Genomic DNA, 17,878 nt, shown 5'->3' on the forward strand with positions numbered 1-17,878 from the left:
AAACTTAGAACGGCTTCACCACCACCAGAATCACAATCGCCAGCAGCAGCAGCACCGGCACTTCATTGAAATACCGGAACCACTTATGGCTGCGCGTATTGACCCCGCGTTCGAACTTTTTCAGCAGCGAACCGCAGGCATGATGGTAGCCGATCGTCACGATCACCAGCGCCAGTTTCGCGTGCAGCCAGCCGCCTTTGATACCGTAGCCGAGCCACAGCCACAGGCCCAGCACCAGCGCCGGCACCATCAGGATCGTGGTGAAGCGGTACAGCCTCCGTCCCATGCCCAGCAGGCGTTCGACCACGGCCGGATTGCTTTCCTGCGCCAGGTTCACGAAGATGCGCGGCAGGTAGAACAGCCCGGCGAACCAGGACGCGATAAAGACGATGTGCAGGGCCTTGATCCAGAGGTACATGCGAATCCTTGTTCTTATTGACGCACTTCGCCGTGACCGAACACGACGTACTTGAGCGAGGTAAGCCCTTCCAGTCCCACCGGACCGCGCGCGTGCAGCTTGTCGTTCGAGATGCCGATCTCCGCACCCAGTCCGTACTCGAAGCCGTCCGCGAAGCGGGTCGAGGCATTCACCATCACCGAGGCCGAATCGACTTCCTTCAGGAAGCGCATCGCACCGCTGAAGTCCTCGGTGATGATCGCGTCCGTGTGCTTCGACGAATAGGTGTTGATGTGGTCGATCGCCTCGTCGATGCCGGCGACGATCTTCACCGCCAGGATCGGCGCCAGGTATTCGGTGCTCCAGTCTTCTTCAAGCGCGGCCACCAGGTGCGGATAGCCCGCCAGGATCGCGAAGGATTCCGGATCGGCGCGCAGCTCGACCTCTTTGGTCTTGTACAGCTCCGCCAGGCGCGGCAGCACGGCCGGGGCGATTTCGCGCGACACCAGCAGGGTTTCCATGGTGTTGCAGGTGCCGTAGCGGTGGCACTTGGCGTTGAAGGCCACCGGCAGCGCCTTCTCCAGGTCGGCCTTGGCGTCGATGTAGACGTGGCAGATGCCGTCCAGGTGCTTGATCATCGGGACCGTGGACTCTTCCATCAGGCGCGCGATCAGGCCCTTGCCGCCGCGCGGGACGATCACGTCCACATACTGCGGCATGGTGATCAGGGCGCCGACGGCGGCGCGGTCGGTGGTGTCGACCACCTGCACCGCGCTAAGGGGCAGCCCGGCCTTCTGCAGGCCTTCGGCCACCAGCCTGGCGAGCGCGCGGTTGCAGTGGATGGCTTCCGAGCCGCCTCGCAGGATCGCCGCGTTGCCGCTCTTGATGCACAGGCCGGCCGCGTCGACCGTCACGTTCGGACGCGCTTCGTAGATGATGCCGATCACGCCCAGCGGCACGCGCATCTGGCCCACCTGGATGCCGGTCGGGCGCACCTTCATGTTCGAGATTTCGCCGATCGGGTCGGGCAGCTCGGCGATCTGGCGCAGGCCGGTCACCATGGTGGCGATGGCCGCGTCGGACAAGGCCAGGCGGTCCAGCAGCGCCGGCGCCAGGCCGTTCGCGCTGGCCGCGTCCATATCTTGCTGGTTGGCCGCGCGCAGGGAAGCCGCTTCGCGTTCGATCGCCTCGGCGATCAGGAGCAGCGCGCGGTTGCGGGTGGCGCCGTCGGCGCGCGCCATGGCGCGCGAGGCGGCCCGGGCCTGGCGGCCGAGGGTGTGCATGTGTGCGGTGATGTCCATCGTGTCGTCCAATTGCGTTGAGATTCGGCGTGCGGGGAATGGATCGGACGACCGGGAAAGCCTAGCGCGCCACCTTCAAGGCCAGCTGCAGCATGGCGTCCCAGGCATCGCCCGCGAACTGCTTCGCGCGCAGGCCCTTGACCATCCGGTCCACCTGCGCCGCGTCCTGCAGCGCTGCCTCGAGCGTGCCGAGCGACACGCGGCGCAGCGCCGGTTCCATCATCCGCTCGCGCGGACCCCAGATCCGGTATTCCTTCAGCAGCGCGCCCAGCGGCCGCCCCTGACTCATCCCGGTCTTCAATTTTAGCAGCGTGCGGATTTCTTCACTGACCGCCCACAAAACCAGCGGCAGCGCCTCGCCCTCGCCCTTCAGGCCTTCCAGCATGCGCGCCAGGCGCGCCGGGTCGCCCGTCAGCATCGCCTCGGACAGCTTGAACACGTCGTAGCGCGCCACGTTGAGCACGGCGTCGTGCACCTGCTCGAAACTCAGCTTGCCCGGTTCGTACAGCAGGCCGAGCTTCTGGATTTCCTGGTGCGCCGCCAGCAGGTTGCCCTCCACGCGGTCGGCAATGAAATCCAGGCTCTGGCGCTCGGCGCTCTGCCCTTGCGCGGAGAGACGCATGCCGATCCAGCCCGGCAGCTGCGCCCTTTCCACATTCGGGATCTCGATGTAGACGGCCGCCTGCTGCAGCGCCGTCACCCAGGAGGACTTGGCGGTCTGCCAGTCCAGCTTGGGCAGGGTGATCAGGGTCAGGTTGTCGGGGCTGAGGTCCTTGGCATAGCTCTGCAGGGCGGCGCTGCCGTCCTTGCCCGGCTTGCCGCTCGGGATGCGCAGCTCGATCAGCTTCTTGTCGCCGAACAGCGATAAAGCCTGGTTGGCCGCCAGCAGTTCCCCCCACTTGAAGCTGCGCTCGACCGTGAGCACGTCGCGCTCGGTATAGCCCTGGGCGCGCGCGGCCTTGCGGATGCGGTCGGCCGCTTCCAGCGCGAGCAGGTGCTCGTCGCTGGTGATCACGTACAGCGGCGCCAGGCCCTTTGCCAGCTGCCCGTCGAGCGCTTCAAGCCGCAACTGCATTACGCATTCACCTCAGGCAGCCGCCGGCTTGATCGCAGCCAGGCGGCGCAGGATCTGCTGCACCAGGTCGGCCTGCATGTCGCGGTACAGCAGCGCTTCTTCCGATTCCTTGGCCAGCACCTGGCTTTCGTCGAAAGCGATGTTGCGGCGCAGGGTGATCTCGGTCGGCGCGAGCAGTTCGCGGTTGTTGGCGTCGCGCACCCGGAACACTAGGGTGTAGCTCAGCGTGTATTCGCGCACCCGGCCCAGGCTGTTGAGCGAGAGGATGGACTTGCCGCGCGTCTCGGACAGCACGTCGAACAAGGCCTGGGCCCTGGACGCGTCCTGCTCGATGCGCACGGTTTCGGCCGCGCGCAGGTTGCGCTTGAGCTCAGTGCCCAGCGGCGAGGTCTCCGGGAAGGACAGCCAGATGCTCTGGAACGGCAGGTTGTACTGGCCGTTCGTACCGCGCAGCTGGAAGCCGCAGCCCGCGAGGACCGCAGCCGCCATCAGCATACACACCAGGGTTCGGATAGCGCGCATTCGCTTACACCACGATGTTGATGAGTTTGCCAGGCACGACGATGACCTTCTTCGGCGTGCCCTCGACGAACTTCTGCACCGCCTCGGAGGCCAGCGCGGCCGCTTCGATGGCCGCCTTGTCGGCATCCTTGGCCACCTTGACCGAGCCGCGCAGCTTGCCGTTCACCTGGATCATCAGTTCGATCTCGGACTGCTCCAGCGCGGCAGGGTCGACTTCCGGCCACTGCACGTTCAGGATGTCGCCGTAGGCCTGGCCATAGCCCAGGTCCTGCCACAGCGCGTGGGTGATGTGCGGCGAGACCGGGTTCAGCAGGCGCAGGAAGATCGAGAAGCCTTCGGCGATCACGGCGTTGGTCGCAGCGCCTTCTTCCAGCTTGGCCGACTCCAGCGTGTTCAGCATCTTCATGCAAGCCGACACCACGGTGTTGTACTGGATGCGCTTCAGGTCGTAGTCGGCCTGCTGCAGCACCTTGTGCACTTCGCGGCGCAGGGTCTTCTGGGCGTCGTCGAGCGTGCCTTCCTGCTTGCCCGCCAGGGCCGCGGCGATGCGCTCGCGCTGCGCGTAGCCATAGGCCCACACGCGGCGCAGGAAGCGGCTGGCGCCTTCGACGCCGCTGTTCGACCATTCCAGGGTCTGTTCCGGCGGCGAGGCGAACATGGTGAACAAGCGCGCGGTGTCGGCGCCGTACTGCTCGATCTGGGCCTGCGGGTCGATGCCGTTGTTCTTCGACTTCGACATCTTCTCGGTGCCGCCCAGTTCCACCGGCTGGCCGTCGGCCTTCAGGATCGCGCTTTGCGGGCGGCCCTTGTCGTCGAAGGTCAGCTCGACGTCGGCCGGGTTGAACCAGGTCTTCTTGCCGGCGGCGTCTTCGCGGTAGTAGGTCTCGTTCAGCACCATGCCCTGGGTCAGCAGGTTCACGAAGGGCTCGTCGAACTTGACCAGGCCGAAGTCGCGCATGACCTTGGTCCAGAAGCGCGCGTACAGCAGGTGCATGACGGCGTGCTCGATGCCGCCGATGTACTGGTCCATCGGCATCCAGTAATCGTTGCGCGCGTCGACCATGGCCTCGTTCGAACCCGGCGAGGTATAGCGCATGTAGTACCAGGACGAGTCGATGAAGGTGTCCATCGTGTCGGTCTCGCGGCGCGCCGGCTTGCCGCACTTCGGGCAGTCGCACTTCAGGAAGGCTTCATCCTTGTTCAGCGGGTTGCCGGTGCCGTCCGGGACCAGGTGTTCCGGCAGCACGACCGGCAGGTCCTGCTCGGGGACCGGCACCGCGCCGCAGTCGCCGCAGTGGATCATCGGGATCGGGGTGCCCCAGTAGCGCTGGCGCGAGATGCCCCAGTCGCGCAGGCGGAAGGTGGTCTTCTTCTCGCCCAGGCCCTGGCCCGCGAGGTCGCCCGCGACCGCATTGACGGCGGCGGTGTAATCGAGGCCGTCGTACTTGCCGGAGTTGATGGTCTTGCCGTGCTCCTTGTCGCCGTACCACTCCTGCCAAGCGTCCAGCGAGAACTCCTGGCCTTCGACGGCCACCACCTGCTTGATCGGCAGGTCGTATTTCTTGGCGAAGCCGAAGTCGCGCTCGTCGTGCGCCGGCACGCCCATCACGGCGCCGTCGCCGTAGGTCATGAGGACGTAGTTGCCGACCCAGACCGGCACCTGCTCGCCGGTCACCGGATGGGTGACGAACAGGCCGGTCGGCATGCCTTTCTTTTCCATCGTCGCCATGTCGGCTTCGATGACGGAACCCATCTTGCACTCGGCGATGAAGGCGGCGAGGTCCGGGTTGTCCTTGGCGGCGTGCTGGGCCAGCGGGTGTTCCGCGGCCACGGCGCAGAAGGTCACGCCCATGATGGTGTCGGCGCGGGTGGTGAAGACCCAGAGCTTGCCGTCGTTGATCAGCTCACCGGCTTCGTCCATGACCACATGCGGGAAGGCGAAGCGCACGCCGGTCGACTTGCCGATCCAGTTGGCCTGCATGATGCGCACGCGCTCCGGCCAGCCCGGCAGCTTGTTGTCGACGTAGTCGAGCAGCTCGTCGGCGTAGTCGGTGATGCGCACGTAGTACATCGGGATCTCGCGCTTCTCGATCAGCGCGCCCGAACGCCAGCCGCGGCCGTCCACCACCTGCTCGTTGGCCAGCACGGTCTGGTCGATCGGGTCCCAGTTCACGGTGCCGGTCTTCTGGTAGATGATGCCCTTCTCGAGCATCTTGAGGAACATCCACTGGTTCCACTTGTAGTATTCCGGCTTGCAGGCGGTCATTTCGCGCGACCAGTCGATGGCCAGGCCCATCGACTCCATCTGCTTCTTCATGTGGGCGATGTTCGAATAGGTCCACTCGCTAGGGGGCACGTTGTTGGCCATCGCGGCATTCTCCGCCGGCATGCCGAACGCGTCCCAGCCCATCGGCATCAGGACGTTGTAGCCGTTCATGCGCAGGTAGCGGTACATCACGTCATTGATCGTATAGTTGCGCACGTGACCCATGTGCAGCTTGCCCGACGGGTAAGGCAGCATCGAGCAGGCGTAATACTTGCCTTTAGGGAAACGCGGGTCGTTCTCGACGGCTTTGTAGGCCTCGATCGACTTCCAGTAGGCCTGGGCGGCCTGTTCGACTTCGGCTGGACTATATTTTTCTTGCATGATTTCTGCAGACGTAATGAGGGTGGAACAGAACATTATACTGGTTCGTTTTGCACTGCGGCGAAGTGCGATGCTGCAGGGATAAGCAGCGGCGGCGACGTTGCTTTTAGCACCACAAAACTAAAGACCGTCATCCCGGCCTTCGCCGGGATGACGGTCTTATGACTGGGGGCGGGTTTTGAGGCCGCGGGGCGGTATTAGTGCAGCGGTCAGTTAGCGCAGCACCAGTTCCAGCGCCGGCTTCTCGCCGTAATCCTCATAGCGCTCGTTGATGCCGCCCACGCAGAAGGCAATCTCTTCCAGCAGGTCCGGCACGACGGCCTTCATCTTGTCGGCATCCGCAATGACGATCTCCAGCACCTCGTTCGGCTTGAGCCGGAACTTGGTCATGTTCTCCTCGTCCCGCAGGTAGCTCATGCAGTCCACCCAGGCATCGATGGAATCCGCATACGACGCCGGAAAGCCGAACGCGCGCCGGCTCTCGGCGTGGAAGGAGGCCTCGTCGACGATGGCCGCGCCGTTCAGTTCCGCGACCGCCATATCAAGCCTTCAGGCCCAGCACGTCCTGCATGTCGTACAAGCCGTTCGGCTTGCCCGCCAGGAAGCGCGCGGCGCGCAGGGAGCCGTGGGCGTAGGTCACGCGGCTGCTCGACTTGTGGCTGATCTCGATGCGCTCACCCGTCCCCAGGAACATGACGGTGTGGTCGCCCACCACGTCGCCGCCGCGCACGGTGGCGAAGCCGATGGTCGACGGATCGCGCTCGCCGGTCACGCCTTCGCGGCCATAGACGGCGCATTCCTTCAGGTCGCGCCCCAAAGCATCTGCGATCACCTCGCCCATCTTGAGCGCGGTGCCCGAGGGCGCGTCCACCTTGTGGCGGTGGTGCGCTTCGACGATCTCGATGTCGTAGCCTTCCGAGAAGCTCCTGGCCGCCATTTCCAGCAGCTTGAGGGTGACGTTCACGCCCACGCTCATGTTCGGGGCGAACACCACGGCGGTCTTCTCGGCCGCGGCGCGGATCGCGGCCTTGCCGGCCTCGTCGAAGCCGGTGGTGCCGATCACCATCTGCTTGCCGTTGGCGGCGCAGTATGCCAGGTGATGCAGGGTGCCTTCCGGGCGCGTGAAGTCGATCAGCAGGTCGGCCTTGGCCAGCGCGGCGGCCAGGTCGGACTGGATGATCACGCCGGTCAGCTGGCCGGCGAAGGCGCCGGCATCCATGCCGATCGCCGTCGAACCGGCGACGTCCAGCGCGCCCGCCAGTTCCGCGTCCGGCGCGGCCTGGATGGCTTCGATCAGCATGCGGCCCATGCGGCCGCTGGCGCCTGCAACGGCGATCTTCAGCGGTGCGCTCATGGCTGGATCACAGGTGCGCCGCCGACCTTGACCGGTTCGACCGGGCGGGTCTCGGGCTTGTTCTTCGGGATCCTGGCCGGGCCGGCGATGCGGTCGATGTAATCGCGCTCGCTCGGCAGGTTGCCGCCTTCGAAGCGCTCGACCACGTCGTTCTTGAAGTAGACGGTCACGCGGCTGGTGGTCAGCTCGCCGTTGCCGCGCGCCAGGTAGAACGGGTAGTCCCAGCGGTCGCCGTGGAACATGTCGGTCAGCAGCGGGCTGCCGAGGATGAAGCGCACCTGGTCGCGGGTCTGGCCCACCTTCAGCTGGCTTAGCATCTCCTGCGAGACGAAGTTACCTTGCTGGATGTCCGGACGGTAGGGCGAGAACACCCACAGGAATTTCTGCAGCTTGGTGACCGTCGTGGTCTGCGCGCCCGCATTGGCGGCCGCGGCCGATTTTTCGGCGGCGGCAGCGGCGGCGGCCGGGTCCGTATTCACCGGCGCTGCCGGACGCGTCTGGTTGCGCCAGCTGGCGCAGCCCGAGAGCATCAGGGTGCACGCGAGGCCTGCCGCGAGGGCAGCCCGGGCGGAGAATCGATGAAAAACGGCATGTTTGACGCGCATAGATAACCTCAAAACGTTTGAGCGGGAGCTCCAAAACGCTATATCATAAAGCACTCCGCCAAACTACGAGCAACAAACATGAGTAACAACCCGACCGACCTGAAGGCCAGCGGCCTGAAGGCTACCCTGCCGCGACTGAAAATCCTGGAGATTTTCCAGAACAGCGAAGTGCGGCACCTGACGGCGGAAGACGTCTACAAGATTCTCCTGGCCGATAACATGGACGTGGGCCTGGCGACTGTCTACCGGGTCCTGACCCAGTTCGAGCAGGCCGGCCTGCTCAACCGCAACCACTTCGAGACGGGCAAGGCCATTTATGAGCTGAATGCCGGGTCGCACCATGATCACCTGGTGTGCCTGGATTGCGGACATGTCGAGGAGTTCTACGACGAAGAGATCGAATCGCGCCAGCACAAGATCGCGACCGAGCGCGGGTACAAGATCGCCGAGCATGCGCTGGCGATTTATGGGAATTGTGTGAAGGTGAATTGTCCGAGGAAGCAGTAAATACGCTTTTCGGCTGATCGGCGAACTTGGATCCCGGCCTTCGCCGGGATCCAAGTTCATCAGCACGCCACGAGCGTGCTTTTTTACGGCTGGCTCAACGCATTCGACAGCAGCTTCGCCGTAATATCCACAATCGGAATCACCCGCTCGTACGCCATGCGCGTCGGCCCGATCACCCCCAGGGTCCCGACGATCCGCCCATTGACCTCATACGGCGCCGTCACCACGCTCATCTCGTCCATCGGCACCAGCTTCGACTCCCCGCCGATGAAGATCTGCACCCCGCCCGCCTTGCTGGACACGTCCAGCAGCTGCATCAGCCCGGTCTTCTGCTCGAACATCTCGAACATCTGGCGCAGCGAAGTCATGTTCGACGACAAATCCGACACCGACAGCAGGTTGCGCTCGCCGGCGATCACCATGTCGTCGCCCTCGGCCATCGCCTCGCTGCCCGCCTCCACCGCCGCCTGCATCAGGCGGCCCATGTCGTCGCGCAGCTGGCGCAGTTCGCCCGTCAGGCGGGCGCGCACCTCGTCGAAGGTGAGGCCGGCGTAGTTCTGGTTCAGGTAATTGGCCGACTGGGTCAGCTGGCCCGGCGTGTAGTCCACGTCGGTCAGCAGCAGGCGGTTCTGCACGTCGCCGCGCGGGTCGACGATCACCAGCAGAATCCTTTTCTCAGACAAACGGAGGAATTCGATCTGCTGGAACACTGATTCGCGGCGCGGGCTCTGCACCACGCCGGCGAACTGCGACAGCGAGGACAGCATTTGCGCCGCGTTGGCGATGATCTTCTGCGGCTGCTGCACCGGCAGGCGCATGCGCTCGGCGGCGACCGCCTGCTCGTCGATGTGCTGCACGGTCAGGAGGGTGTCCACGAACAGGCGGTAGCCGCGCGGCGTCGGAATGCGCCCGGCCGAGGTGTGCGGGCTGGCCACATAGCCCATCTCTTCGAGGTCCGCCATGATATTGCGGATCGTGGCCGGCGACAGGTCCAGGCCGGAAATCTTCGACAGCGCGCGCGAACCTACCGGCTGGCCGTCGGCGATATAGCGTTCGACGAGCGCTTTGAGCAGGGTTTGTGCACGGTTATCGAGTTGCATGATTCTTGGAAGCAAAAGAGTTGCTGCCTATATTATAGATAGGTGGGGACGCGAGACGGCAAGCGCAAGCCCGGCGCTGCGCCAGCTCAAGCATCAATGGTGCTCGCGCCTGAGCCAGGCTATCAGCCCGTCCAGGCTCGTCACCTCGGCGTCGGGCTGCACCAGGTGGGGGATCTCGTTGCGCTTGCCGACCCGGTTCATCCAGACGGCGCGCAGGCCGGCGCGCTGGGCGCCCTGGACGTCGAGCAGCAGGTCGTCGCCCACGTACACCGCCTCGGAAAAGCGCACGCCGAGCGCCGCGCAGCCGGCCTGGAAGATCTCGGGAGCGGGCTTGGCCTTGCCGAAGCTGTGGGCGGCGACCGAGGCGTGGAAGTGGCGCGCCAGGCCGATGGTCTCCAGGTCGGCGTTGCCGTTGGTCACGGAACCGATCAAGACCCGGCTCTTCAGGCGCAGCAGGCCGGGCACCACATCGTCGTAGGGAATCACGGCATTGCGCGCGGCAAAGAACTCGACCATGGCCAGCTCGACCTTGGCGGTATCCTCGCCCGCCTGCTCGAAGGCCGCGATCAGGCCGGCGCGGCGCAGGGCGCCCAGGTCGAGCTGGAATTCGGGCCGGCTGGCGAGCAATTCCAGGCGCGCCTGGCGCAGGGTCTCGATCGTGTATTGCTGGGCCACGCGCGGCGCGTGCCGGGCCAGCCAGGCGTACAGGATCTTTTCTGCTTCGATGATCACGGGCGCGATCGGCCACAGGGTGTCGTCAAGATCGAACAGAACGGCTTTTGGCCAGGGTCTCGTCATGGTGCATGGGGGAGAGGGAGTCTCCCCAAGCATAGCGAGCCGGTCCTCGAAAATCAATCGCGTGCAGACGTGGTTACACCGTGATACAAAGGCAAATGGACCAGCTGCTTGCCAAATGGACTAAAATGTTGGGCGATTTTGTCTCATCCTTCCCTGATTTGGCTTTTTTCCCGTCCGATATTTTGGAGTAAGTACATGAAGAGTTCCTACCTGCGTGCCGGCGCCGTGCTGGCATGCACGCTTGCGCTGTCCGCCTGTGGCGGTGGCAGTGATGGCGAGCTCGCCATCGGCGGCAACTTCACCGGCGTCACCAAGACCGGCCTGGTCCTGACCCTCAACGGCGGCTCGGATTACGCCGTCACCCCGACCACGAGCGGCGCCGGCACGTACTACTTCCCGAATCTGGTGGAAACCGATTCCCAGTACAACGTCGAAGTCAAGACCACCCCGGACAACGTCGAGAAATGCGACGTCGTCGGCGCCAGGGGCCGCGCGGTCTTCGCGACCAACCGCGTGGACGTCGTCTGCACCTTCAAGACGCACGCCTTGGGCGGCAGCATCGGCAACCTGACCGGCAGCGGCCTGGTGCTGGTCAACGGCTCGGACCGCGTGGCGGTGGCCGCCGGCGCGACCAGCTTCGCCATGGCCAAGGTGCCGCAGGACGGCGTGTACGGCGTCGCGATCCTGACCCAGCCGGCCGGCCAGACTTGCACGATTGCCAACGGCACCGGCAAGATGGGCGCCGCCGGCATCAACAACCTGGCCGTTACCTGCACCCCGTAAATTCTCCTGGAGTCATTCATGAAGTCTTCCCTGATCCGTCCGGCGCTCGCGCTGGCGCTGGCCCTGGGTCTGTCCGCCTGCGGCGGCGGCGGCAAAGCCGAGTTCACCGTGGCGGGCACCGCCAAGGGCCTGATCTATCCAGGCCTGACCCTGTCGACCAACGGCATGACCATCACCGTCAATCCGCCGGCCACGCCGGGCGCCGACGTGAGCTATTCCTTCCCGAACAAGCTCGAGTACGGCGACGAGTACAACGTCAAGATCGACGCCGAGCCGGCGCACCAGAACTGCGGCTTCGCCCAGACCTACCGCGATCCGATCAACCGGGACACGGCCGGCCGCCTGGAAAAGATCAATGTCATCGTCGAGTGCGGCATTGACCTGCATACCGTCGGCGGCTCCGTGACCGGCCTGACCGCGGACGGCCTGGTGATGACCAACGGCAGCACCGGCGGCACCGTCACCCTGCTCAAGGGCGCGACCAGCTACGCATTCGGGGCGCCGGTGGCCTACGGCATCACCTACGGCGTGACCATCCTGACCCAGCCAACCGGCCTGACCTGTACGGTGGCCAACGGCGTCGGCACCATGGGCGACGAAGACGTGAAGAACGTCAACGTGAACTGCGTTGCGAATCCCTGATCAGATATACGCAATTCTTATGTCGAGTATTTGAAAGAGAAATTGGACTTATATGCTGTAACGCAGCATACTTGCTCCTGTCTCCTCCAACTCTCCTCAGAAAAGAATTGGATTTAGCCCGCCCTCCAAGGCGGGCTTTTTTTTGCCCGCGCGCCTGGGAGAGGGAGCCCGGAGCCAAACTCAGCGCGCGGCGCTGACCTTCACCACGGCGACCTTGCTCATGCCGACCGAGACCTGGGCGGCGTAGTTGTCGGCGGCCTTTTCGGTCGCGGCCACCGCATAGCTGCTGCCGCCGACGACGATCAGGGCTGCGAGGAAGACGGCTTCCATATTCTTGAGGACGTTCATGATGTGCTCCTTCGGTAAGTGGTGTGAGCCAGATCGGCTGTCGATGGAAGCACTATAGGAAAAGGCGGGGCCAGGCTCCAGCGCCGTGCGACGGACTGCGGAAAAGCCAGGCTGGAATGGGGAAAACGCGCGATGACGTGCGCTTGTGCGGCGCAATAACGCGGCGGTTCGACGCGCGGACGGCAAGCCGTCCACGCCAGGGAAAGTTCAGAGCAAGTTGGCCAGCGCCACGTACTGTTCGAGGCCCACGGCTTCCGGACGGGCGCCCGGATCGATGCCGGCTTCGACCAGCTGGGCTTCGGTGAACATGCCGGCCACGCAGTTGCGGATCACCTTGCGGCGCTGCGAGAAGGCCTTGGCCACCACCTGCTCCAGCTTGGCGCCGTCGCAGGCCAGCCGTTCGCGCTTGGGGATCATGCGCACGATCGCCGAATCCACCTGCGGCGGCGGGTCGAAGGCCTCGGGCGGGACGATGAACAGCAGCTCCATGTCGTAGCGCCACTGCAGCATCACCGACAGGCGGCTGTAGGCCTTGGTGCCCGGCTCGGCCACCATGCGCTCCACCACTTCCTTCTGCAGCATGAAATGCTGGTCCTCGACCACGGATGCGAACTCGGCCAGGTGGAACAGCAGCGGGCTGGAGATGTTGTACGGCAGGTTGCCGACCACGCGCAGCCTCTGCCCTTCCGGCACGGGAATCGAACCGAAGTCGAACTTGAGCGCATCGCCCGAGTGCACCGTGAGGCGCTCGCGCGGATAGGCTTTTTCCAGGCGCGCCACCAGGTCGCGGTCCAGCTCGACCACATGCATGTGGTCGAGGCTCTTGAGCAGCAGCGCCGTCATCGCCGCCAGGCCCGGGCCGATCTCGACCATCGCCTCGCCGCGGCGCGGCCCGATGGCGTCGATGATGTTGTTCAGGACGTGGGCATCGGTCAGGAAGTTCTGGCCGAAGCGCTTGCGTGCGACGTGTTTCATTCTTGCTTTCTGTTAGGTCTTCTTGGAGGCGGCCACCATGAGCATGGCGGCGCGGATCGCCTCTTCCATGCTGCCGCAATCGGCCAGGCCCAGCCCCTGGGCGGCCAGGTCGAGCGCGGTGCCGTGGTCGACCGAGGTGCGGATCAGCGGCAGCCCGAGGGTAACGTTGATGCCGCGCCCGAAGGTGGCGTACTTGAGCACCGGCAGGCCCTGGTCGTGGTACATCGCCAGCACGCAGTCGGCGTCCTTCAGGTAGCGCGGCTGGAACAGGGTGTCGGCCGGATAGGGGCCGCGCGCATCGATGCCGCGCTTGCGCGCGCCCTCCAGCACCGGCGCGATGACCTCGATTTCCTCGCGGCCCAGGTAGCCGTTCTCGCCCGCGTGCGGGTTCAGGCCGGTGACCAGGATGACGGGCCGGGCGATGCCGAACTTGGCGCGCAGGTCGGCGTCGATGATGTCGATCACCCGGGCCAGGCTGTCGCGCGTGATCGCATCCGGCACGTCCTTGAGCGGCAGGTGGGTGGTGGCCAGCGCCACCCGCAGGTAAGGCTGGTCCTGGCCGGGCGAACCGGCCAGCATCATGACCACCTTGGGCGTGCCGGTCTTCTCGGCCAGGTATTCGGTGTGGCCGGAAAACGCGATGCCGGCGTCGTTGATGGTGCTCTTCTGGAGCGGCGCGGTGACGATGGCGTCGAACCAGCCGCATTGCGCGCCTTCGATGGCCAGGTCGAGCGTGGCCAGCACCGCGCGGCCGTTCTCGGCGTCGAGCGCGCCCGGGGTCACGTGGGCCGCCAGCGGCACATCGATCACGGCCAGGCGTCCAGCGCCGAAGTGCGGCAGGCCGCCGTTGCGCAGGGCCTGGGTCGACAGCGCCGACAGGCGGATCTCCGGGTCGATCAGGCTGGCGGTGAGCGCCAGGAAGGCCGCGTCGCCGATCAGGACGCAGTTGGCCTGGTGGCGCAGCGCCCACGCCGCCCGGATCGAGATTTCAGGACCGATGCCGGCCGGTTCGCCGACCGTGACGGCAAGCGTCGGCCGGGGCGCGAGCGGCGCGGCCATGGGCTTACTGCTCCTCGCGGAACTCGACGTAGGCGCGGTCGCGGACCTGGCGCAGCCAGTCTTCCATCGCTTCCTGCATCTTGCGCTCGCGGATGACGTTGCGCGCGACGTTGCGTTCCTTCTGCTGGGTCACGTCCTGGCTCTTGCGCTCGACCACCTGGATCAGGTGGAAGCCGAACGGCGACTGGATCACGTCCGAGATTTCGCCCGGCTTGAGGTTGTTCATCGCGCTCTCGAATTCCGGCACGGTGTCGCCCGGTTCCAGCCAGCCCAGGTCGCCGCCCTTGCTGGCCGAGCCGTCCTGCGAGTGCAGGCGCGCCAGGTCCTCGAAGGTGCCGGCGTTGTTGGCCATCTTTTCCTTCAGTTCCAGCAGCTTGCGCTTGACCTCGCCCTCGGTCATGGTCGGGGTGGGCTTGAGCAGGATGTGGCGCGCGCGGGTCTGCTGCACCACCGCCTTGTCGTTCGATTCGGCCAGCGAACGCTTGTTGCTCATCTTGAGGATGTGGAAGCCGACGTTGGTCTTGATGATCTGGGTGACCTGGCCCGGCTGGATCTTGCGCAGCTCGCCGGCGAACACCGGCGGCAGGCGGTCCGGGTCGCGCCAGCCGATGTCGCCGCCCTTCAGGGCATCCGGGGCGTCCGAATAGGTGGCGGCGGTCTTGGCGAAGTCGGCGCCGGTGCGCAGCTGGCGCATCACTTCCTCGGCGCGCGCGCGGCGTGCGGCGATCTGCTCGGGCGAGGCGTTCTCGGGCACGCGCACCAGGATCTGGGCCAGCTCCATCTCGACCTTCTCGGCCGCGGCGGCCTTGCTTGCCGCCAGGTAGGTGTCGACCTCGGCTTCCGAGATCTGGATCTTGCTGTCGACCTCGTGCTCGCGCAGGCGCTGCAGCATGATCTCGTTGCGGATGTCTTCGCGGAACTGCCCGTAGGTCAGGCCCTCTTTTTCCATCTGGTTGCGCAGATCCTGCAGCGACATCTTCTGGCCTTCGGCGATGCGGGCGATAGTGGCGTCCAGGGTGCGGTCATCGACGCGCACGCCCATTTCCTTGGCCAGCTGGAGCTGGGCGCGCTCGACGATCATCGACTCGACCACCTGGCGTTCCAGGGTCGCCTGGTCCGGCAGCTGGGCGCCGCGCGCCTTCAGGTTCTGCGCGATCTGGGCCACGCGGTTCACGACTTCGTTCCTGGTGATCACTTCGTCATTGACGACGACGTGGATCGAGTCGACCACCTTGGCGTTGGCGGACGCAGGCGGCAGGAAGCCGCCGCCCGCCTTGGCCGCCGGCGCGGCCGTGGCGGCAGGCGCCTTGGCCTGGGCCAGCACCTGGCCGCTGGTGAGCGCGCACAGCAGCGCCGCGGCGAGCGAGAAGGCTCGCGTGTTCTTGTGCAAACGGGTAGTACGCATCATCTGGAAAGCACTCATTCAGGATGTTTCAATCACGGGCGGCCGACATTCGTGTTCAGCCGCGTATAGCCCGGGATGCTCTTGTTGAACGTCTCGAGCGGGTTGCCCAAGCCAAGGCGCGACAGGCCATTGAGCTCGAGCTGGAAGAAGATCGGCGTCGACGTGGTCTGGGCCGCGGTCACGAAACGCTGCGCACCCATCCGGAACACCCAGCAGTCGGCCTTGTATTCGAGACCGACCAGGCTCTCGATCAGCTTGCCGCCTCGCGAGGGGTTGGTCGCCTGGCCCACGCCATAGGACCGCAGCGCATAGCTGATCCGGCCCACGCCGTACCAGCGCTGCGAGATCGGCCACTGCGCCGACAGGTCGATGTTGCGGAAGCTGTCGCGCTGATAACGGTATTCCGCGTTCACCACCTTCATCCGTCCCGGCAGCCACTGTACCCCCGCATTCGAGCTGTACAGGCTACTGCCGGTTGCGTCGTATTGTACGCCGCTATCGAAGCTCCAGGTCTCGGAAATGCGGCCCGAGGCCGCCAGCAGCACGTCCGAGCGGCTCTGGTGGCTCGCTTCGCCCGGCAGGCGCACGCGCGGCTCCTCGAAATACAGGCGCTGGCCGAAAGCCAGGCGCAGGCGCTCGGCGCCGTCCGGCTGGATGAAGCGCGAGACCACGGCGGCGGTGAGCTGGTTGGCGTCCGACACCCGGTCCAGGCCCACGTAGCGGTTCTCGCTGAACAGCTGGGCGTAGTTGAAGCCGGCGCGGCCGGTGTCGAACACCGGGATGTCGTCCTGGTTCTTGTACGGCGTGTACACATAGAACAGGCGCGGCTCCAGGGTCTGGGTGACGGCGCGCCCGAACAGCGAGCCGTCGCGCTCGAACACCATGCCGCTGTCGAGCGAGAAGGTGCCGACCGTGCGCGACAGCTTGGTCGGCAGGCGGCTGCCGTCCGGGCGCAGGCCGCCGCCCGCGATGTGGTCGTAGTCGACGTCGTACTTGGCGGCGTTGGCGATCAGCTTGGGCGTGATGAACCAGCCGGGACGCACGATCGGGTAGCTGATCTGGCCCACCGCCACGGCGCGGTTGCCGCGCACGAAATCCGGATGCCAGAAACGGGTCGCCTCGGCGTCCACCGCCCAGTCGAAGCCGGCCACGTCGTAGCGGCCGGCGTGGAAGTTAATCTGCGGCAGGCGGTCGTAGGGACGCGGCACCGTCAGGCTCGGGTTGGTGGCCGCGGCCGGGTCCTGCAGCACCTGGTAGTTCTGGGCGCGCGCGGCCAGGCTCCAGTACTGGCCCACGTAGTCGGTGCGCAGCTCGCGCAGCAGCTGGCGCTCGGCCGAGTTCGAGACCGAACGCGAGAAGTCGGACGGGTATTCGTCGTCCGAGGCGCCATGCAGGTTCCAGCCGAACGACCAGTTGGGACGGATCGCCTGGTTGTGCAGCGAGTCGGCGCGCCAGCGCGTGGTGTCGGTCTTGCGGTCGCTCGGCAGCACCTCGATATGGGTCTCGCCGTTGTAGGTCGTGCCCAGGTAGCGGCCGGTCGCGCCCAGCTGCAGGCCGCGGTCGAACATCATGCGCGGGTACAGGGTCAGGTCGCGGTTGGGCGCGATGTTGACGTAGTACGGGACCATGATCTCGGCCTTGCCCTGCGAGCCGAAGCCCACCGAGGGCGGCAGCCAGCCGGAGCGGCGTTCGCCCGAGAGCGAGAACGAAAGCGCGGGCGTGCCCAGGATCGGCACGTCCTTGAAATAGATGACGGTCTTGCCGGCCACGCCGACATCGCGCCCGCTGTCCAGGCGCAGGGTGCTGGACTTGAGGTACCAGTCCGGGTCCGGGCCTTCGCAGGTGCTGTAGGTACCGTTGCGCACCACGGCCTGGTTCTCGCCCAGGAAGTCGATGCGGTCGGCGCGGCCCTGGCCGTTGGTCGCCTCCAGGCGGTACTGGGGATGCAGCACCCAGCCCTTGCCGGTCTCGAGGTTCAGCTGCAGCGCATCGCCCTTGTAGCGGTCGCCGAAGCGCCACATGTTGACGTTGCCGCTGGCCGTGACTTCGTCCTCGATCCGCATGTAGCAGGCGGTATCGGCGGTGATGCCGGTCTGGCCACGCTGGATCTCGACATTGCGGTCCAGGTTCAGCTGGCGGTCGGGCCGGCCGCTGATGTCCTCGGCCTTGATGACAATCGGTAAATCCTGGTCTTCATTCTGTGGCGTGGGGGAAACACTCTGTGCCCATGCGGGCGCCGCGGCAGCGGAGACCAAAGCATAGAGCGCGAGCGTCTGCCGCGGGGGGAAAGGTTGGGCCGTAAACCAGCTCATGGACGTTCAGCGTGCGCCATAAAGGGCGGTATTTTTTGAATGAATCCC

General features: G+C 65.6%; 18 protein-coding genes. 3 read left to right on the forward strand and 15 right to left on the reverse strand.

Features of this window, described 5'->3' with window-relative positions; all coding sequences use genetic code 11:
• Nucleotides 1–4: 4 nt before the first annotated feature.
• From J8847_RS16130 to J8847_RS16165, 8 genes are all read right to left on the reverse strand, one after another.
• Nucleotides 5–418, reverse strand: a complete 414-nt coding sequence (locus J8847_RS16130; RefSeq protein ID WP_211525732.1) for a CopD family protein — start codon at nt 416–418, stop codon at nt 5–7.
• Nucleotides 419–432: 14 nt separating this feature from the next.
• Nucleotides 433–1,698, reverse strand: coding sequence for a glutamate-5-semialdehyde dehydrogenase (locus J8847_RS16135; RefSeq protein WP_211525733.1), 1,266 nt, complete (start codon nt 1,696–1,698; stop codon nt 433–435).
• A gap of 61 nt (nt 1,699–1,759) precedes the next feature.
• A complete protein-coding gene (gene holA / locus J8847_RS16140; RefSeq protein ID WP_211525734.1) occupies nt 1,760–2,773 on the reverse strand; it encodes a DNA polymerase III subunit delta in 1,014 nt (337 codons plus the stop codon).
• A 12-nt stretch (nt 2,774–2,785) separates the two neighbouring features.
• A complete protein-coding gene (gene lptE, locus J8847_RS16145; RefSeq protein ID WP_211525735.1) occupies nt 2,786–3,295 on the reverse strand; it encodes an LPS assembly lipoprotein LptE in 510 nt (169 codons plus the stop codon).
• A 4-nt stretch (nt 3,296–3,299) separates the two neighbouring features.
• Nucleotides 3,300–5,942 carry a leucine--tRNA ligase gene (gene leuS / locus J8847_RS16150; protein WP_211525736.1) on the reverse strand — a complete coding sequence of 881 codons (2,643 nt, stop codon included), beginning with the start codon at nt 5,940–5,942 and terminating at the stop codon, nt 3,300–3,302.
• A 213-nt stretch (nt 5,943–6,155) separates the two neighbouring features.
• Entirely contained in the window at nt 6,156–6,482 is a 327-nt protein-coding gene (locus J8847_RS16155; RefSeq protein WP_211525737.1) for a barstar family protein, read from the reverse strand.
• Between the two features lies 1 nt (nt 6,483).
• The gene (dapB, locus tag J8847_RS16160) at nt 6,484–7,296 is read right to left on the reverse strand and encodes a 4-hydroxy-tetrahydrodipicolinate reductase (protein WP_211525738.1); all 813 of its coding nucleotides are present in this window, start codon (nt 7,294–7,296) and stop codon (nt 6,484–6,486) included.
• A complete protein-coding gene (locus J8847_RS16165; RefSeq protein WP_211525739.1) occupies nt 7,293–7,901 on the reverse strand; it encodes an outer membrane protein assembly factor BamE in 609 nt (202 codons plus the stop codon). Before J8847_RS16165 ends, dapB begins: the two co-directional genes overlap by 4 nt.
• Nucleotides 7,902–7,979: 78 nt before the next feature.
• Between J8847_RS16165 and fur the strand changes: the two genes are divergently transcribed.
• Nucleotides 7,980–8,408: a ferric iron uptake transcriptional regulator gene (fur, locus tag J8847_RS16170; RefSeq protein ID WP_211525740.1), complete on the forward strand. Its 429-nt coding sequence runs from the start codon at nt 7,980–7,982 to the stop codon at nt 8,406–8,408.
• A gap of 83 nt (nt 8,409–8,491) precedes the next feature.
• On the opposite strand, the gene hrcA is transcribed toward fur, so the two are convergent.
• Nucleotides 8,492–9,508, reverse strand: a complete 1,017-nt coding sequence (gene hrcA, locus J8847_RS16175) for a heat-inducible transcriptional repressor HrcA (RefSeq protein ID WP_211525741.1) — start codon at nt 9,506–9,508, stop codon at nt 8,492–8,494.
• A gap of 93 nt (nt 9,509–9,601) precedes the next feature.
• The gene (locus J8847_RS16180; RefSeq protein ID WP_211525742.1) at nt 9,602–10,306 is read right to left on the reverse strand and encodes an HAD family hydrolase; all 705 of its coding nucleotides are present in this window, start codon (nt 10,304–10,306) and stop codon (nt 9,602–9,604) included.
• Nucleotides 10,307–10,501: 195 nt separating this feature from the next.
• Between J8847_RS16180 and J8847_RS16185 the strand changes: the two genes are divergently transcribed.
• Nucleotides 10,502–11,089: a hypothetical protein gene (locus J8847_RS16185; protein ID WP_211525743.1), complete on the forward strand. Its 588-nt coding sequence runs from the start codon at nt 10,502–10,504 to the stop codon at nt 11,087–11,089.
• 18 nt (nt 11,090–11,107) lie between these two features.
• Nucleotides 11,108–11,731 carry a hypothetical protein gene (locus J8847_RS16190; protein WP_211525744.1) on the forward strand — a complete coding sequence of 208 codons (624 nt, stop codon included), beginning with the start codon at nt 11,108–11,110 and terminating at the stop codon, nt 11,729–11,731.
• Between the two features lie 180 nt (nt 11,732–11,911).
• Here J8847_RS16190 and J8847_RS16195 read toward each other — a convergent pair whose 3' ends face one another.
• The 5 genes from J8847_RS16195 to J8847_RS16215 all read right to left on the reverse strand — a co-directional run bounded on the left by J8847_RS16195 (nt 11,912) and on the right by J8847_RS16215 (nt 17,830).
• Nucleotides 11,912–12,079, reverse strand: coding sequence for a hypothetical protein (locus tag J8847_RS16195; protein ID WP_211525745.1), 168 nt, complete (start codon nt 12,077–12,079; stop codon nt 11,912–11,914).
• Between the two features lie 207 nt (nt 12,080–12,286).
• Nucleotides 12,287–13,054, reverse strand: a complete 768-nt coding sequence (gene rsmA / locus J8847_RS16200; protein WP_211525746.1) for a 16S rRNA (adenine(1518)-N(6)/adenine(1519)-N(6))-dimethyltransferase RsmA — start codon at nt 13,052–13,054, stop codon at nt 12,287–12,289.
• A 12-nt stretch (nt 13,055–13,066) separates the two neighbouring features.
• Nucleotides 13,067–14,113 (reverse strand): 4-hydroxythreonine-4-phosphate dehydrogenase PdxA, encoded by a 1,047-nt coding sequence (gene pdxA / locus J8847_RS16205; protein WP_211525747.1) that lies wholly within the window; start codon nt 14,111–14,113, stop codon nt 13,067–13,069.
• A gap of 4 nt (nt 14,114–14,117) precedes the next feature.
• The gene (locus J8847_RS16210; protein ID WP_229512903.1) at nt 14,118–15,536 is read right to left on the reverse strand and encodes a peptidylprolyl isomerase; all 1,419 of its coding nucleotides are present in this window, start codon (nt 15,534–15,536) and stop codon (nt 14,118–14,120) included.
• 14 nt (nt 15,537–15,550) lie between these two features.
• Nucleotides 15,551–17,830 carry an LPS-assembly protein LptD gene (locus J8847_RS16215; RefSeq protein ID WP_211525748.1) on the reverse strand — a complete coding sequence of 760 codons (2,280 nt, stop codon included), beginning with the start codon at nt 17,828–17,830 and terminating at the stop codon, nt 15,551–15,553.
• Between the last annotated feature and the right edge of the window lie 48 nt (nt 17,831–17,878).

Source organism: Massilia sp. AB1, assembly GCF_018119385.1.
GTDB lineage: Bacteria > Pseudomonadota > Gammaproteobacteria > Burkholderiales > Burkholderiaceae_D > Telluria.

Bases quoted from the DNA above. Each gene is read 5' to 3' on its own strand.
- J8847_RS16130 (WP_211525732.1), bottom strand. From the start codon at position 418: ATGTACCTCTGGATCAAGGCCCTGCACATCGTCTTTATCGCGTCCTGG.
- J8847_RS16135 (WP_211525733.1), bottom strand. From the start codon at position 1,698: ATGGACATCACCGCACACATGCACACCCTCGGCCGCCAGGCCCGGGCC.
- holA (WP_211525734.1), bottom strand. From the start codon at position 2,773: ATGCAGTTGCGGCTTGAAGCGCTCGACGGGCAGCTGGCAAAGGGCCTG.
- lptE (WP_211525735.1), bottom strand. From the start codon at position 3,295: ATGCGCGCTATCCGAACCCTGGTGTGTATGCTGATGGCGGCTGCGGTC.
- leuS (WP_211525736.1), bottom strand. From the start codon at position 5,942: ATGCAAGAAAAATATAGTCCAGCCGAAGTCGAACAGGCCGCCCAGGCC.
- J8847_RS16155 (WP_211525737.1), bottom strand. From the start codon at position 6,482: ATGGCGGTCGCGGAACTGAACGGCGCGGCCATCGTCGACGAGGCCTCC.
- dapB (WP_211525738.1), bottom strand. From the start codon at position 7,296: ATGAGCGCACCGCTGAAGATCGCCGTTGCAGGCGCCAGCGGCCGCATG.
- J8847_RS16165 (WP_211525739.1), bottom strand. From the start codon at position 7,901: ATGCGCGTCAAACATGCCGTTTTTCATCGATTCTCCGCCCGGGCTGCC.
- fur (WP_211525740.1), top strand. From the start codon at position 7,980: ATGAGTAACAACCCGACCGACCTGAAGGCCAGCGGCCTGAAGGCTACC.
- hrcA (WP_211525741.1), bottom strand. From the start codon at position 9,508: ATGCAACTCGATAACCGTGCACAAACCCTGCTCAAAGCGCTCGTCGAA.
- J8847_RS16180 (WP_211525742.1), bottom strand. From the start codon at position 10,306: ATGACGAGACCCTGGCCAAAAGCCGTTCTGTTCGATCTTGACGACACC.
- J8847_RS16185 (WP_211525743.1), top strand. From the start codon at position 10,502: ATGAAGAGTTCCTACCTGCGTGCCGGCGCCGTGCTGGCATGCACGCTT.
- J8847_RS16190 (WP_211525744.1), top strand. From the start codon at position 11,108: ATGAAGTCTTCCCTGATCCGTCCGGCGCTCGCGCTGGCGCTGGCCCTG.
- J8847_RS16195 (WP_211525745.1), bottom strand. From the start codon at position 12,079: ATGAACGTCCTCAAGAATATGGAAGCCGTCTTCCTCGCAGCCCTGATC.
- rsmA (WP_211525746.1), bottom strand. From the start codon at position 13,054: ATGAAACACGTCGCACGCAAGCGCTTCGGCCAGAACTTCCTGACCGAT.
- pdxA (WP_211525747.1), bottom strand. From the start codon at position 14,113: ATGGCCGCGCCGCTCGCGCCCCGGCCGACGCTTGCCGTCACGGTCGGC.
- J8847_RS16210 (WP_229512903.1), bottom strand. From the start codon at position 15,536: ATGAGTGCTTTCCAGATGATGCGTACTACCCGTTTGCACAAGAACACG.
- J8847_RS16215 (WP_211525748.1), bottom strand. From the start codon at position 17,830: ATGAGCTGGTTTACGGCCCAACCTTTCCCCCCGCGGCAGACGCTCGCG.